Source organism: Pseudomonas sp. GNP014, assembly GCF_054344005.1.
The window spans coordinates 3,878,918-3,894,981 of the sequence record NZ_JBTGUS010000001.1 but is presented as its reverse complement, the minus strand read 5'-3'; the positions used below and the strand labels follow the sequence as shown (position 1 = coordinate 3,894,981).

General features: G+C 58.8%; 14 protein-coding genes and 1 pseudogene. 6 read left to right on the top strand and 9 right to left on the bottom strand.

Annotated features, from left to right (window positions below; all coding sequences use genetic code 11):
• Together ACXX9E_RS17515 and ACXX9E_RS17510 are read left to right on the top strand one after the other, a co-directional pair.
• Positions 1-1,005 carry a FecCD family ABC transporter permease gene (locus ACXX9E_RS17515; RefSeq protein ID WP_185015830.1) on the top strand — a complete coding sequence of 335 codons (1,005 nt, stop codon included), beginning with the start codon at positions 1-3 and terminating at the stop codon, positions 1,003-1,005.
• Positions 1,002-1,766 (top strand): ABC transporter ATP-binding protein, encoded by a 765-nt coding sequence (locus ACXX9E_RS17510; protein WP_123467959.1) that lies wholly within the window; start codon positions 1,002-1,004, stop codon positions 1,764-1,766. The genes ACXX9E_RS17515 and ACXX9E_RS17510 overlap by 4 nt, the downstream gene beginning before the upstream one ends.
• A 45-nt stretch (positions 1,767-1,811) precedes the next feature.
• Here ACXX9E_RS17510 and metE read toward each other — a convergent pair whose 3' ends face one another.
• Entirely contained in the window at positions 1,812-4,100 is a 2,289-nt protein-coding gene (gene metE / locus ACXX9E_RS17505; protein WP_123467957.1) for a 5-methyltetrahydropteroyltriglutamate--homocysteine S-methyltransferase, read from the bottom strand.
• Positions 4,101-4,344: 244 nt separating this feature from the next.
• Here metE and ACXX9E_RS17500 point away from each other — a divergent pair, with 244 nt between their 5' ends.
• Complete coding sequence (locus ACXX9E_RS17500; protein WP_123467955.1) at positions 4,345-5,721, top strand: pyridoxal-phosphate dependent enzyme; 1,377 nt, start codon at positions 4,345-4,347, stop codon at positions 5,719-5,721.
• A complete protein-coding gene (locus tag ACXX9E_RS17495; protein WP_128614939.1) occupies positions 5,718-6,890 on the top strand; it encodes a cystathionine gamma-synthase in 1,173 nt (390 codons plus the stop codon). Before ACXX9E_RS17500 ends, ACXX9E_RS17495 begins: the two co-directional genes overlap by 4 nt.
• Positions 6,891-7,428: 538 nt before the next feature.
• Here the strand turns inward: ACXX9E_RS17495 and ACXX9E_RS17490 are convergent.
• From ACXX9E_RS17490 to ACXX9E_RS17465, 6 genes are all read right to left on the bottom strand, one after another.
• Positions 7,429-7,593 (bottom strand): rubredoxin, encoded by a 165-nt coding sequence (locus tag ACXX9E_RS17490; protein ID WP_458555803.1) that lies wholly within the window; start codon positions 7,591-7,593, stop codon positions 7,429-7,431.
• A gap of 17 nt (positions 7,594-7,610) precedes the next feature.
• Positions 7,611-7,949, bottom strand: a complete 339-nt coding sequence (locus tag ACXX9E_RS17485; RefSeq protein WP_123469155.1) for a rhodanese-like domain-containing protein — start codon at positions 7,947-7,949, stop codon at positions 7,611-7,613.
• Between the two features lie 14 nt (positions 7,950-7,963).
• Positions 7,964-8,677, bottom strand: a complete 714-nt coding sequence (locus ACXX9E_RS17480; protein ID WP_322374361.1) for a ferritin family protein — start codon at positions 8,675-8,677, stop codon at positions 7,964-7,966.
• A gap of 27 nt (positions 8,678-8,704) precedes the next feature.
• Positions 8,705-9,427 (bottom strand): hypothetical protein, encoded by a 723-nt coding sequence (locus ACXX9E_RS17475; protein ID WP_123467947.1) that lies wholly within the window; start codon positions 9,425-9,427, stop codon positions 8,705-8,707.
• 40 nt (positions 9,428-9,467) lie between these two features.
• Positions 9,468-10,805: a saccharopine dehydrogenase C-terminal domain-containing protein gene (locus ACXX9E_RS17470; RefSeq protein WP_458555802.1), complete on the bottom strand. Its 1,338-nt coding sequence runs from the start codon at positions 10,803-10,805 to the stop codon at positions 9,468-9,470.
• Between the two features lie 447 nt (positions 10,806-11,252).
• A complete protein-coding gene (locus ACXX9E_RS17465; protein ID WP_128613933.1) occupies positions 11,253-12,251 on the bottom strand; it encodes a bile acid:sodium symporter family protein in 999 nt (332 codons plus the stop codon).
• Between the two features lie 84 nt (positions 12,252-12,335).
• Here ACXX9E_RS17465 and ACXX9E_RS17460 point away from each other — a divergent pair, with 84 nt between their 5' ends.
• Entirely contained in the window at positions 12,336-13,124 is a 789-nt protein-coding gene (locus ACXX9E_RS17460; RefSeq protein ID WP_458555801.1) for an AraC family transcriptional regulator, read from the top strand.
• Here the strand turns inward: ACXX9E_RS17460 and ACXX9E_RS17455 are convergent.
• Positions 13,125-13,550: pseudogene (locus tag ACXX9E_RS17455) on the bottom strand (Dyp-type peroxidase); the annotation flags it as partial. It abuts the gene before it with no gap.
• A 120-nt stretch (positions 13,551-13,670) separates the two neighbouring features.
• On the opposite strand from ACXX9E_RS17455, the gene ACXX9E_RS17450 reads away from it, so the two are divergent.
• Positions 13,671-14,645, top strand: a complete 975-nt coding sequence (locus ACXX9E_RS17450) for a TerC family protein (protein ID WP_458555800.1) — start codon at positions 13,671-13,673, stop codon at positions 14,643-14,645.
• A gap of 126 nt (positions 14,646-14,771) precedes the next feature.
• Here the strand turns inward: ACXX9E_RS17450 and ACXX9E_RS17445 are convergent, their stop codons facing one another.
• A complete protein-coding gene (locus tag ACXX9E_RS17445; RefSeq protein ID WP_458555799.1) occupies positions 14,772-15,872 on the bottom strand; it encodes a polyamine ABC transporter substrate-binding protein in 1,101 nt (366 codons plus the stop codon).
• Positions 15,873-16,064 lie beyond the last annotated feature (192 nt).

Genomic DNA, 16,064 nt, shown 5'->3' with positions numbered 1-16,064 from the left:
CTGATCCGCGCACTACTGGCCCTGACGACACTGTTGATCGCCGTGCTCGCGGGAGTCGCCATCGGAGAGACGTCGATTGCTCCGGACGTGGTGCTAAAAGTGCTGGCCAACAAGCTGTGGACCGCCGGGCATGCGCTCGACCCGATCGACGAAGGCATTGTCTGGAACTACCGCCTGACCCGCGCCCTGGTCGCCGCCGCGTGCGGTGCCGGTCTGGCGACGTGCGGGGTGATTTTGCAGTCGCTGCTGCGCAATCCGCTGGCCGATCCCTATTTGCTCGGCATCTCCGCCGGGGCCTCGACCGGCGCGGTGATGGTGGCGCTGCTCGGGATTGGGGCCGGGGCGATTTCGCTGTCCGCCGGAGCTTTTGCCGGCGCGGTAACGGCGTTCGTGCTGGTCATTCTGCTGGCCCGTGTCAGCGGTTCGGCCAACGGCACCGGGCAGATCATTCTCGCGGGGATCGCCGGCTCGCAGCTGTTCAATGCGCTCACCGCGTTTCTGATTACCCGTTCGGCGAGTTCCGAGCAGGCGCGCGGCATCATGTTCTGGCTGCTCGGTAATCTCGGCGGCGTGCGCTGGCCGTCGGTGTGGCTGGCGGTGCCGGTGGCCCTGTTCGGCTTGCTGGTGTGCCTGTGGCATCGGCGCGCGCTGGATGCATTTACCTTTGGCGCGGATTCGGCGGCGTCCCTCGGCATACCGGTGCGGCGGGTGCAGATTGTGCTGATCGGTTGCGCGGCGCTGGTAACGGCGGTGATGGTGTCGATTGTCGGCTCGATCGGTTTTGTCGGTCTGGTGATTCCCCATGCGGCGCGTCTGTTGCTCGGCACCGGGCATGCCCGTCTGCTGCCGGCCAGCGCATTGGGGGGCGCGGTGTTTCTGATTGCCGCCGACGTGCTGTCGCGCACCCTGATCAAGGGTCAGGTGATTCCGGTCGGTGTGATTACCGCGCTGGTCGGCGCGCCGGTGTTTGCGCTCATCCTGGTTGGCCGGAGATCGGCTCGATGAACCCGGTGTTGAGTTGTTCCGGGCTGACGTTCAAGGTGCGCGGTGCCGAGTTGCTTAACGGTGTCTGCCTGGAGGTCCAGCGCAGCGAGACCCTCGGCATCGTCGGGCCCAATGGCTCGGGCAAATCCACTTTGTTGAAACTGCTTGCCGGATTGCGCGAGCCGAGCGCTGGCGAGGTTCTGCTCGAAGGCCAGCCCCTCGGAAAAATGCCCCGGCGCAGCATTGCGCAAAAACTGGCGGTGGTCGAACAACAGGCCGACACCGACGACGGCATCCGCGTATTCGACGCCGTTGCACTGGGGCGCACACCGTGGCTGTCAGCGCTGCAGCCGTGGTCGCAGGTGGACGACGCCATCGTTGAACAGGCGTTGATCGACGTCGATGCGCTGCACCTGCGCACGCGTGTCTGGCGTCACTTGTCAGGCGGTGAACGCCAGCGCGTGCACATTGCCCGAGCGTTGGCCCAGCGCCCGCAAATCCTGCTGCTGGACGAACCGGCCAACCACCTCGACATCCAGCATCAATTGACCATCCTCAACGTGGTGCAGGCGTTGCCGGTGACCACACTGATTGCATTGCATGACCTCAATCAGGCGTTGAAATGCGATCGGCTGGCGGTGCTGGAACGCGGCCGGCTGGTGGCTCTGGGCAAGCCGCTGGAAGTGCTGACGCCGCAGCGGCTACAGGAAACGTTCGGGGTCAAGGCGCACTACCTGACAGACCCGTTCGATGGTGCGCAGATCCTGCGATTTCATTCATAAGACACAGCCCGCTCCACAACGGCTGTGTTTCATGCGGCCCAAGCGTTACGCCAGCTCTTTGCGCAACTGCCGCGCCGCCGCGACCATGTGCACCAGCGCCGCTTCGGTCTCCGGCCAGCCGCGGGTTTTCAGGCCGCAGTCCGGGTTGACCCACAGGCGCTCGGCCGGGATGCGCCGGGCCGCCTTGCGCAGCAGACCGGCCATTTCCGCGACCTGCGGAATCCGTGGCGAGTGGATATCGTAGACGCCCGGGCCGATGTCGTTCGGGTAGGCGAAGGCTTCGAAGGCGTCGAGCAGTTCCATGTCCGAACGTGACGTCTCGATGGTGATCACATCCGCATCCATCGCCGCGATGGACTCGATCACATCGTTGAACTCGCTGTAGCACATGTGCGTGTGAATCTGGGTTTCGTCGTGCACCCCGCCAGCGCACAGGCGGAACACCTCGCTCGCCCAGTCCAGATACTGCTGCCACTGAGCCTGACGCAACGGCAAGCCTTCGCGGAATGCCGCTTCGTCGATCTGCACGATCCTGATCCCGGCCGCTTGCAGATCGACCACTTCGTCACGGATCGCCAGCGCCAGTTGCCGGGCCTGCACTTCGCGGCTGACATCTTCACGAGGGAACGACCACATCAACATGGTCACAGGCCCGGTCAGCATGCCCTTCATCACTTTGTCGGTCAGACCCTGCGCATAGCGGATCCATTCGACAGTCATGGCGTGCGGACGGCTGAGGTCGCCGAAGATCACCGCCGGCTTCACGCAACGCGAGCCGTAACTCTGCACCCAGCCAAAACGGGTGAACACGTAGCCATCCAGTTGCTCGGCAAAGTACTCGACCATGTCATTGCGCTCGGCTTCACCGTGTACCAGCACGTCGAGGCCCAGCCGTTCCTGGATGTCCACCGCATGGCGGATTTCGCTGTGCATGGCTTCGGTGTATTCGGCCGCGCTCAGCTTGCCTTGCTTGAACGACTGCCGCGCCAGACGGATCGACGCAGTCTGCGGGAACGAACCGATGGTGGTAGTCGGGAACAGCGGCAGGTCCAGCCGGGCACGTTGCTTGGCGATACGCTGGGCGAACGGCGACTGACGCTGGCTGTCCTTGGCGGTGATCGCCGCCACCCGGGCCTGCACAGCCGGTTTGTGAATGCGCGGAGACGCGGCGCGACTGGTCTGCACCGAACGGCTTTGCGTCAATGCGCGCAGCACTTTTGGCGCTTCCGGCGCCTTGACCGCGTGCGCCAGTACCGCGACTTCTTCGCACTTTTGCACTGCGAATGCCAGCCAGCTCTTCAGCTCGGCATCAAGACTGTCTTCGCGGCTCAGATCCACCGGGCTGTGCAGCAGCGAGCAGGACGGCGCGACCCATAGACGTTCACCCAGGCGCTCATGGGCGTGTTGCAGGGTCGCCAGGGCGTTTTCCAGATCGCAGCGCCAGACATTGCGGCCATTGACCATCCCCAGCGACAGCACTTTGTAGGCCGGCAGGCGATCGAGAATGGTCGGGTACTGTTCCGGCGCGCGCACCAGGTCAATGTGCAGTCCATCGACCGGCAGGTTGGCGGCCAGACCGAGGTTTTCTTCCAGCCCACCGAAATAGGTAGCAACCAGCTTTTTCAGGGGATCGCGCTGAATCTGGTTGTAGGCACGCTCGAACGCGTTCTTCCACGCTTGCGGCAAGTCGAGCACCAGAATCGGTTCGTCGATCTGCACCCATTCGACACCGAGCGCGGCGAGCCGTGCGAAGATCTGTCCGTACAGCGGCAGCAGGCGATCAAGCAGTTCAAGCTTGTCGAACTCGCTACCCTTGGCCTTGCCCAGCCACAGGTACGTCAACGGGCCGATCACCACAGGCTTGACGTTGTGCCCCAGCGCGCGGGCTTCTTCGACTTCTTCGAACAACTGCTCCCAGCCCAGTTGGAATTGCTGATCGACACTGAATTCCGGGACCAGGTAGTGGTAATTGGTGTCGAACCACTTGGTCATTTCCTCGGCGTGAGCCCCGCCGCAGCACGTGTCGCTGACGCCACGGGCCATGCCGAACAGGGTTTGCAACGTTGCCTTGCCGTCGTGCGGGCGGAAACGCTCAGGGATCACACCGAACATCAACGAGTGAGTCAGGACCTGGTCGTACCAGGCGAAATCGCCGACCGGCAGCAGCTCGATGCCGGCGTTCTTCTGAATCTCCCAATGCGCCTTGCGCAGCTCACGACCAACGTCGCGCAGGCCCGTCTCGTCCAGCTCTCCTTTCCAGAACGCCTCTTGTGCTTTCTTCAGTTCGCGGTCGCGGCCGATGCGCGGAAATCCAAGGGAATGGGCCAGTGCCATAACAAACAACTCCAGAATCGTGTCAATGGCGGCTATTGTCGAGGTCAGGCCTTGGTGAGACAAACTCATTCTAATCGTGATCATCACAAGTTTTACTCATGCAGCTGCGGCAGCGCTTACAGGGAAATGTCGTGCGGATCGCGGATTTTTTGGGTTGCGAGCGTGGGCATCCGGGCCTATGTTGCTTGCGAGATGAGCTGTTTGCCTGCGCATGAAGCGCGATGACTCACCGAAGGAATACGAGATGTCAAAAGACTCCCGCCCTGCCGTGCTGGGGCTGATCGGCAATACCCCTCTGGTGCGCGTGACCCGCTTTGATACCGGGCCGTGTACGCTGTTTCTCAAACTCGAATCGCAGAACCCCGGTGGCTCGATCAAGGACCGTATCGGTCTGGCAATGATTGATGCGGCTGAACGTGATGGCCGCCTGCAACCGGGTGGCACCATCGTCGAAGCCACCGCCGGCAACACTGGCCTGGGCCTGGCGCTGGTCGGCCGCGCCAAGGGTTATCGGGTGGTGCTGGTGGTACCCGACAAGATGTCCACCGAGAAAGTCCTGCACTTGAAGGCCATGGGCGCCGAGGTGCACATCACCCGCTCCGATGTCGGCAAGGGCCATCCCGAGTATTACCAGGACGTGGCGGCCCGTTTGGCGAAAGACATCCCCGGCGCGTTCTTCGCCGACCAGTTCAACAACCCGGCCAACCCGCTGGCCCACGAATGCAGTACCGCACCGGAGATATGGGCGCAGACCGAACATGATCTGGACGCCATCGTGGTCGGCGTCGGCTCGGCCGGCACGCTCACCGGGCTGAGCCGCTTTTTCAAGCGTGTGCAGCCTGATCTGGAAATGGTCCTCGCCGACCCGGTGGGTTCGGTGATGGCTCAATACAGCCGCGATGGCACCCTGCCGAAGCCCGGTTCCTGGGCGGTGGAAGGCATCGGTGAAGACTTCATCCCGTCGATCACCGACCTCTCCAGCGTGCGCCACGCCTATTCAATCAGCGATGAAGAAAGCTTCGATCACGCCCGCCAGTTGCTCAAGGCCGAAGGCATTCTCGGAGGTTCCTCGACCGGCACCCTCTTCGCGGCCGCATTGCGTTATTGCCGCGAACAGACTGAGCCCAAACGCGTGGTCAGTTTCGTCTGCGACACCGGCACGCGCTACCTGTCGAAGGTCTACAACGACCAGTGGATGACCGATCAGGGCCTGTTGCAACGCAAGGGTTATGGCGACCTGCGCGATCTGATCGCGCGGCGTTTCGAGGACGGCCGCGTGATCAGCGTCGGCCCCGGCGACACGCTGCTGACCGCGTTCCAGCGCATGCGTCTGGCGGACGTCTCGCAACTGCCGGTGTTGGTGGAAGGCAAGCAACTGGTCGGCGTCATCGACGAATCGGACATTTTGCTCGGCGTGCACGAAGACGCTGCACGCTTCAGCCAGTCGGTCTCCAGCGTGATGACCGACAAACTGCAAACCCTCGCTCCCGGCGCCACCCTGGCCGAGCTGGAAGCGGTGCTCAGCCGTGGCCTCGTCGCGATCATCGCCGACGCCTCAGGCTTCCACGGCCTGATCACCCGCACCGACATGCTCAACCAATTACGGAGATCCCTCGCATGAGTCAGCACGACGACAAATCCCAAGGCTTCGCGACCCGGGTGATTCACGCCGGGCAGGCGCCGGACCCGACCACCGGCGCGTTGATGCCGCCGATCTACGCCAACTCCACGTACCTGCAAGACAGCCCCGGTGTGCACAAGGGGTTTGACTACGGGCGCTCGCACAACCCGACACGCTTTGCCCTTGAGCGCTGTGTCGCGGATCTGGAAGGTGGCACCCGGGCGTTTGCCTTCGCGTCCGGGCTGGCGACGATTTCCACGGTGCTGGAATTGCTGGAGGCCGGTTCGCACATCATTTCCGGCAATGACTTGTATGGCGGCACCTTCCGTCTGTTCGACAAGGTGCGCCAGCGCAGCGCCGGACATCGTTTCAGCTATGTCGATCTGGCCGATCTGTCGGCGTTCGAAGCCGCACTGCAGGACGACACCCGCATGGTCATGGTCGAGACCCCGACCAATCCGCTGCTGAGCCTGTCGGACCTGGCTGCCATTGCCCGTATCTGCCGCGCACGCGGGATCATCTGCGTGGCCGACAACACCTTTGCCAGCCCGTATATCCAGCGGCCGCTGGAGCTGGGGTTCGACATCGTGCTGCACTCGACCACCAAGTACCTCAATGGTCACTCGGACGTGATCGGGGGCATTGCGGTGGTTGGGCAGAATGCCGAACTTGCGGAAAAACTCGGCTTTCTGCAGAACGCCGTGGGCGCGATTGCCGGGCCATTCGACGCGTTCCTGACCCTGCGCGGGGTGAAGACCCTGGCGTTGCGCATGGAACGCCATTGCAGCAATGCCTTGGCGTTGGCGCAGTGGCTGGAACAGCAGCCGCAGGTCAAACGTGTCTACTACCCGGGGCTGGCTTCGCACCCGCAGCATGAACTGGCCAAGCGACAGATGCGCGGTTTCGGCGGGATGATTTCCGTGGATCTGAACAGCGATCTGGCCGGTGCGCGGCGCTTCCTCGAGAACGTAAAGATCTTCGCCCTGGCCGAGAGCCTGGGCGGCGTCGAGAGCCTGATCGAGCATCCGGCGATCATGACCCACGCAACCATTCCGCCTGAAACCCGGGCCAGACTCGGCATCGGCGATGGACTGGTGCGTTTGTCGGTGGGCGTCGAAGACCTTGAAGACCTGCGCGCCGACCTGGCGTACGCCCTGACGAAAATCTAGTCCTGCCACAACGACAAAGCCCGCGCGATGCGGGCTTTGGTGTTCGAGTAGGTGGCCAGTGCTGGTCTCTGGCTTACAAGGTTTATCGGGCCTCTCACAGTACAAAAGCAACCATGGAAAAAGAGCGGTGCTTTGCTGCCTCACACGGCGTAAGGGCTGGATCTCAGCGCGGAGATCTTTCTAACCGTGTACCCTTCGGAACGCGCCCCACGTCCCCTTGCTATCCGATTGCGCATCAGTCTGCGTCTTCACCTACACCTTTGAGCCTAGCAAAGGCGAGACGCGCCTTCCGGGTGTTTTTAGACTGATTTCAACCGTGCCGAAGCTGCACAGAAAGCGAAACGCCTAACGCCCGTCGAGCGCCCCGCCGCGCCGGCTCTGAATGGCGATCCCTGCCAAACCCGGTCGATCCTGCGCAGCCTTGTTGCGCGAGCCCGTTGCCACAGGCTGTCGAGGCCTTTACCAAAACTGCGCCGGAGTCATAACCCTCCAACTGCGCCTGAAAAGATTCCCGCGACCTTCGGCGCGCCTTACCGTGTCACTCAAAATCCGTCTTTGGCATCTGGCAGTCCGGGCACAGCCAATCGTCATGAACGTCTTGCCAGGCAGTGCCGGGGGCAATCCCGTTTTCCGGATCACCGATCGTCGGATCATATTCATAACCGCATACCGTGCAGGTTTTGGTCTGCTCTTGAGTCAACATCAACAATCTCCTTTTGCTTAAAGTGCCACGGTTGAAATCAATCCGGCGGCGCCGAGGATGAAGCCGATCAATGCGCCGCGCTCCGGCAACTCGCGAAGCATGGCGTAGATCACAATGGGTTCCAGCACCAGCAGCAGGGTCAACGAGGCGACGGTCACCACCCAGATATTCCCGGTCCCCTGATAACCCAGCCAATACGCCATTACCAGGCTGATACCGGCGATGCAGATCAAGAACATCGGCTTGATAAACATGCCCGGAGTCTCCATGACCCTGCCCGGCAGTTTCGAGGCATAGACCTCACTGTAAATGGTCAGAATCTCGCCAAAGACCATCAGCAAAAGAGCCACGACTATGTAATGTTCTTTTTTCACAAAGACCTCTTTTGCAAGATTGAAAGAATTTCGTCAATGACGACGCTGCCCACTTCGTCACTGTCCAGCTGAAAATGCGGGCCGTCGTGATCGAACAGAAACGTATTCTTGTATTCCCCTCCTTCAAAACCACCGATCCGGCGCAACACGCTTTGCGCCTGATCGAGTTTATCGGCGTGAAAGGTCTTCAGAATCTTCACGGCATTGCCAAAGTGAATGGCTTCATCGGCAATCAGGTTCTTGATCCACACATTGAAACCAGGATGGCCAAAGTCCTGATAGAACGTGTCTTTCTTGTAGGTTTTCACCGAAACGTACTCGTCATAGGCAAACAACAGCAGAAGATTGAACTCGCAGGAGAGAATGTCTTCCAGGCCTGAAAAATCGCCAACGCGGTCCTTCAGGTCATTGATGAGGTCACTTTCGGGCGCGCCAAAAACCAGGCGGTTCAGCTCAAAGAATCCGTCGGCATGGTTACGCTCGTCGGCGTACCAGAAATCCAGGTACTGAACAAAATAAGGGGAGAACTCTTTGCGCCGGGCGTACAGAAAATTATAAAGATTGACCGAATCGTACTCAGACACGAGGTCGGCCATAAAGAACGCTTTAAAGGAAGGATCAATGCCTGGATTGGTCCATCCACTGGCCGCGATATCCTCAAAAATCGCCCTGGAACTCCAATTACGCTTTTTTAAGAAAGCCGCTTCCATGCCATTTTCCTCCCTTTCTCACGGTATTCATTCACTGAATTTTTTTATGATTGCCGGAATAATCATGTCCTTGATTTCCTGCTTGGAAATCGGAAAGTCCGGTGCGTTGTGATCCAGAACAAATGTTCCTGTGTAACTGGGCTTCTCGAAGTCCACACGGAAAATGTCCTCCAGTATCCCCGGCACCTCCTGCAGTCTATGCGGGAACAACTCTCTGGCTTTTTTCACGAAGGCAAAGAAGTGCGTCACTTCATCCTTCTTGGTTTTGCGTATCCACGCCGACAGTTGTTGCGAATTGAAGCGGTCGTAACTTTCTATGCTGCGGTGGTAAACATGGGTGGTGATGATTTCGTCATAGGCCAGAGTCACCAGAAGCTTTAACGGATCGGCGGCGATGGCATCGACAATGCTGAAATCCGGTTTCCTCAATTCGACACTGAGTGACACTTCATCAAAAGGAATAGCGGAATACGACGCGTAAATCAGCGCGAAACCATAGGCGTGATCAATTTCATCTTTCAGCCAGGGGTTGAGCACGTCTTCCATGCAGTTGAAGACTTCCGGGTAATTGCCCTCGAGGTACCAGTACAACCGCCGCGCGTCATATTCGGTGATCACCGAATCGAAAAATATCTCCTTCCATTCCTGACGATCCGACGCCGTCAGATCCACGGCAGGAAAACTGAATCCGGACAAGACCGCAGAAGCATCGGGTGTGGTGCGCGTGATCGCGCCGATTGCCATCGACATACATTCTTCCTTGATAGATTGAACGAGAACCAGAAAACAGTCAGATCAGAAAGCTGCCAAACGACAGCGTGCTATCGCCAGCAACGGGTCGCCAGTCGATCTGATGAAAAACCATCGGCTGCCAGTATTTCTCAACGATGCCGTAGACGAATTCCCAGTCCAGGCTTTCACTCTCCAGAATCCCGGCGTGAGGATTGGCCTGTGCCCAAGCCATACCGGCGACAATGCTGGACACCACCTGCAAACTGGTAGCGCTGTTGTACTTGGCCATTTTCCGTGCCTTGCCAATGGACAGGTTCGAGCCCATCCACACAGACGGATACTGGTCACTGATGAGAAACACACCCAGTTCGTCGATGCCGGAAACAATACCGTCCTTCAAGACTTCCTTGGTCAATACCCGGTCTTCATTGCCCTCGTTCAGCAGGGCCATGGAAGCCACGGCCTGATCACAAGGGTGATAGGCGTAATAAACCGTGGGGCGATAGCTGGGGTTGCGGCTGTCGCCGAGGGTCAAGTATTCGGCGATCGACAGCGACTCGTTGTGAGTCAACAAGTAACCGGCGAAGTCGAGGTAATTGGGTGACCAGCTTTTGACTTTGACTTCGCGCCCTTGTTCTCGCATGGCAATCGCATAGTCATTGCGAATCGCGCCCTGAGGGAGCCGGGTCTCATGGCTGCCCCAGCCCATTTCCGCCGGTTGCAGGCATTCGGTGATCAGGCCGTCCACCGACCAGGTGCACATGAAGTGCTGTTCGGAGCGCTCCTTGCCGGCGACTTGCGTATCGCGTTCGGAAATCTGGATCACCCTGACACCCAGGCGTTCGGCCAGTCTGGCCCAGTCTTGAGGGTGCGAGATTTCAAAGGCGACGCCATTGACCGCAGCCATTTGCGTCAATGCCTTTTTCAACAGCACCGAGATAAAGCCGGGATTGGCACCATGGGCGACGACGGCCGTTGCGCGGTCAACCGCTCGCTGTTTGGCAAAGCGCTTGAGTCCTTCGCGCAGGGAAAAGTTGCTCGCCAGATTCGAATCGACATCAGCGCTATATTCCCAAGGCTCAATGCAAGTATCCAGATAGAGCGAGTCGTGGCGCTGAGCAAGGTCGATCAATGCTTCACTGGAAACCGAAACAGCCAGATTCAGCAAAAACACCTGTTCGCCGAGATAAGGACTTATCACGCTTACAAAGTTATGCGGCGTAATCAACTTCTTAATCAATGACGCCGAATACTCTTGCGCAATGGCTTGCCTTGAGACATCCACTTCTTTGTCAAAGATAACAATGTCGCCCTGATATCGCTCAACCAACAGAGGCAACAAGGCCTGAGCGATACTTCCAAATCCGACTATCACGATTCGATTTATTGTTTTCATACGTAGAATCCTTTACGTAAGTTTGTATCCAATGCAGGCGCAACCCTTCGCAAGTGCGAAACGCTATCCATCGTAAAGAGGTATTGGCAGAGCGCAGTCAATCTTCGCGGTGTTCGCGAATGACCACTAAGAGAATAGAAAGTTGGGGGCGATAATATCCATATAAATCCCATGCGGCTGAGCTTCCTGCCCAGACTTGTTATATTTGCGAAGATTGGATCCTAAACAGCCACCCGAGTCGTGGCAACCCCTTTCCCCAATTATTTTTTCATAATATTTCAGAAACAAAATGTCTCATATCAACCCAAACAAGTGATAACTCATTGATTAATTTTGAGTTATTTGGAGATCTTCAGCAGAGCAACCTGCTCGCGAGGGGACGCTATTTCATAGCAATCCCCTGCTGCAACGCTTTGACACAATGCCTTAGACAAGCGGAGTGGCGAACTAGGGGTCCACCTGCGCCATCAACTCCGGCACCGATTCCGGCCGTTTCGCATAGCGCTGCGCCAGCACCGCACAGACCATCAGCTGAATCTGATGGAACAGCATCAGCGGCAGAATCAGCACGCCGATGGTGCTCCCGGCAAACAGCACCTGAGCCATTGGCACGCCGGTCGCCAGACTCTTTTTCGAACCGCAGAACAGTATGGTGATGCGATCTTCCTGGCTGAAGCCGAACACTCTGCCCAGCAGGGTCGAGGCCAGCAGCACCAACGCCAGCAGGATGCAGCAGACCACCACCAGTCCCAACAGATCGACCAGCGGAATCTGATGCCAGATGCCTTCATTGACCGCTTCGCTGAATGCACCGTAGACCACCAGCAGAATCGAACCCTGATCGACGAATTTCAGCCAGTTCTTGTTGCGGCCGACCCACGCGCCGATCCAGCGCCGGGCGATCTGCCCGGCGATGAATGGCAACAGCAGTTGCACGCTGATTTTCAGGATCGCATCGAGGGTCGAACCGCCGTCGCCGTGGACGTCAAGCAACAGCGTCACCAGCAACGGCGTGAGGAAAATCCCGAACAGGCTGGATGCCGCCGCACTGCAAATCGCCGCCGGAATGTTGCCCCTCGCCAGCGATGTGAAAGCGATCGCCGACTGCACTGTGGCGGGCAACGCGCACAGGTAAAGCATGCCCATGTACAGCTTGTCGCCAATCAACGGCGACAACAGCGGTTTTAACGCCAGACCGAGAATCGGGAACAACACAAACGTCAGGCCGAATACCAGCAGATGCAGGCGCCAGTGCCCGGCACCGGCGATGATCGATTCGCGCGAGAGTTTGGCGCCGTGCAGAAAAAACAGCAGGGCGATGGCGATGTTGGTCAGCCAGCCGAAGCCGACCGCGACCTGACCGCTGGCGGGCAGGAAACTGGCGAGCAGAACTACGCCGATCAATGTCAGGGTGAAGTTGTCGGGCAGGAATCTTGGGCGAGTCATGGTCTGTCTATCCGGGGGTTGCCAGGGCGTGTCGACGACTCTAACGTGACAGCCAATTACCGACTAACGCCGAAGGGCCACAAGATGCCGCCTAAAGGACATGAAAAAAGCGTCCGGCGCAGCATTCCCGGGCTGCCCAGCCTGCCGCGCCCACTCTACGGGCGCACCGAATCGCTGCCCAATCGTGCCCTGACCCGGCGCCACAGCCACCCATGGGTGCAGTTGTCGTACGCGATTCAGGGGGTGCTGGAAATACAGACCAGCGCCGGCCGCTTCGTCGCCCCGCCCGAGCGTGCAGTATGGATTCCGGCGGGTGTGCCGCATCGGGTGTTCAGCTCGCCGCATACGGAAATGCGCAGCCTCTACATCGATTGCAGCGTCACCGGATGGGCGCTTGAGCGCTGCCATGTGCTGGGCGTCAGCGATCTGCTCAGGGAATTGATTCGTGCGTTCAGCGAAGTCCCGGTGGAATACGAGCAGAGTGGCCCGCATGGACGTCTGGCCCAAGTGATCCTCGATCAACTGGCCGAGGCGCCGCAGATCGACCTGATGCTGCCGTTGCCGCAAGACGCCCGCTTGAAGCAGATCTACCAGAGCCTGGAGCAACACCCGGAACAGCAGACCACGCTGAGCCATTGGAGCGAGAAGTTCGGTGTCACCGAGAAGACCCTCACCCGGCTGTTCCTGCGCGACACCGGCCTGACCTTTCGCGCCTGGCGCCAGCGCCTGCGGTTGCTCGGCGCACTGACACCACTGGAAAAAGGCGAGCGCGTCACCGACGTCGCGCTGGCCTGTGGTTACGACTCGACGTCAGCGTTTATCGCCGCATTTCGCCAACAGTTCGGCGAAACACCGGGGGAATTCTTTCGCTGATCAACGCTCGGCCAGTTCCTCCAGCAAGTCAGCAGACGGTACGAAATACAAACTGCCAGTCACGGCCGTGCTGAAATCCAGCAACTTGTCGTAGTTGCCCGGTGGCTTGCCGACAAACATGTTCCCCAGCATCTGCTCGATCGGCTCGGGCGAACGTGCGTAACCAATGAAGAACGTGCCGAACTCCCCTGCCCCAGGCCGGCCGAACGGCATGTTGTCGCGCAGGATTTTCACTTCCTCGCCGTCTGCCGTGGTGAGGGTGGTCAGCGCACTGTGGGAGTTGCTCGGTTTGACCGAGCCGTCCAGTTCGATGTCCGAGAGCTTCTTGCGTCCGATCACCCGTTCCTGCGCCTCGACGCTCAGCGCATTCCAGGCCGTCATGTTGTGCAGGTACGTTTGCACCAGCACGTAACTGCCGCCGCTGAAGCCTCGATACTTCGTTATTAACGAACTGTTGCGCAGAAATAAACGATTTTTCTTTGGCACAAACCCGTCGTTAGCATGGCCACGTCTGACCCCAATCCAAGAATAGACAGGGAGCGCGACATGCCAGCCACAAACATCAATATCGGCGAACCATGGATGTGGGGCGCCTTCATCGTCTTCGTGCTTGCCATGCTGGCATTGGACCTGTTTGTCTTCGGTGGGCGCAAGGCGCATCGGGTGTCGGTTCGCGAAGCCTTGTCCTGGGTCATCGCCTGGTGCCTGCTGGCACTGAGTTTCGCGGCGCTGCTCTGGTGGTACCTGCACGGCGCGTTCGGCGCTGACATCGCCCGACAGAAAACCCTCGAATTCCTCACCGGTTATCTGATCGAGCAATCGCTGTCGATCGACAACATGTTCGTCTTCGTGATGATCTTCAGCTACTTCGCCGTGCCACCCGAGCTACAGCGGCGGGTGCTGCTGTACGGCGTGCTTGGCGCCATTGTGATGCGGGCGGTAATGATTTTTGCCGGGGTGTGGCTGGTGTCGCAGTTCGAATGGCTGCTGTATGCCTTCGGCGTGTTCCTGATCATTACCGGGATCAAGATGCTGGTGTTTGCCGACCATCAACCCGATCTGGAAAAAAATCCGTTGCTGCGCTGGGTGCGCGGGCATATGCGCATCACCAGCGGCTTTCATGGCGAACGGTTTTTCATCCTGCAGAACGGCGTGCGCTGGGCTACTCCGATGTTCCTGGTGCTGGTGCTGATCGAGGCCAGTGACCTGATGTTCGCGGTCGACAGCATCCCGGCGATCTTCGCGGTCACCACCGATCCATTCATTGTCTTCACTTCGAACATCTTCGCGATCATGGGTCTGCGGGCGCTGTACTTCCTGCTGGCAGACATGGCCGACCGCTTCCATCTGCTCAAGTACGGACTGGCGATGGTGCTGGTGTTCATCGGCGGCAAGATGGTCTTGATGCCGTGGCTGCACATGCCGGTGGAGTGGTCGCTGGCGGTGGTGGGCGGGGTCATTCTGAGTTCGGTTCTGTTGAGCCTGGTGGTCACCAGAGAAACCGAACGCAGCACGGAATGACACGCCATAAAAACCTGTGGGAGCGAGCTTGCTCGCGAAAGCGGTGTGTCATTCAACGATGATGCTGGATGATCCGACGCCTTCGCGAGCAAGCTCGCTCCCACAGGGATTTCGTTCAGTCCATATCTATTTGTCAGACTTGATACTGGTCCATACGCGGGTGCGCACACGCTCGATTTTCTGCGGCAACGGTTGCACGACGTAGAGGTTTTTCAGCGCTTCAGGGGTGGGTGTCAGGTTCGGGTTGCCGGTGATTTCCTTGTTGATCAGCGGCATCGAATCCTTGTTCGCATTCGGGTAACCGAGGAAGTCGCTGATCGGTGCAATTACTTTCGGATCGAGCAGGTTATTGAGGAATTCATGGGCCTCGGCGACGTTCTTCGCGCTCTTCGGAATGGCGAAAGTGTCGAACCAGATCGGCGCACCTTCTTTCGGCAAGCGCCAGTCGACCACCACACCGTTACCGGCTTCTTTGGCGCGGTTGCCGAACTGGTAGAAGCTGCCGGAATAACCGATGGCCACGCAGATGTCGCCGTTGGCAATGTCGGTCATGTACTTGGCCGAGTTGAAATAGGTTACGTAGGGGCGAACCTTGAGCATCAGCTCCTTGGCTTTTTCATAGTCGGCCGGGTTCTGGCTGTTCGGGTCGAGGCCCAGGTAATGCAGGGCCAGCGGCAGGATTTCTGTCGGCGAATCAAGCATCGCCACGCCGCAGGATTTGAGTTTTTCCATGTTCTCCGGTTTGAACACCAGATCCCAACTGTCTACCGGCGCATTGTCGCCCAGTGCCGCTTTGACCTTGGCCGGGTTGAAGCCGATCAGCACGGTGCCGACCATGTAAGGCACGCCGTACTGGTTGCCCGGATCGTTCTTGCCCAGCAGTTTCAACAACTCCGGATCCTGGTGGCTCCAGTTCGGCAGTTTCGATTTATCCAGTTTCTGAAACACGCCAGCCTTGATCTGCGTTTCAAGGAACTGGTTCGACGGCACCACCAGGTCATAACCGGAGTTGCCGGTGAGCAGTTTGGCTTCCAGCGATTCGTTGGTGTCGAAGGTGTCCCAGGTCACTTTGATACCGCTTTTTGCGGCGAAATCCTTGGGCACCGACGGCAGGATGTAATCCGCCCAGTTGTACACCCGCAGTTCGCGCTGCTCAGCCTGCACGGAACTGGCCAGCAGTGTCAGCCCACACACGGTAGCGCCCAGAATACGTTTCATCGTGACCATGGTTGTTCCCCAAAAGGCAGCGTGAGTTCGATGGTTTTTATGTTCTGTACACGGCAGCGGCTGTAAAGGCAGCCAAGGAATTAAGGTTCAGCGTCTGGTTGTGGCTTTGATTCTTGCTGACAGCGTAGCCGGAGCACAGTGGGGGATGGGCCAAAAGGGGATCGTTGTGGCCAATTTGAATGACCACCGGGA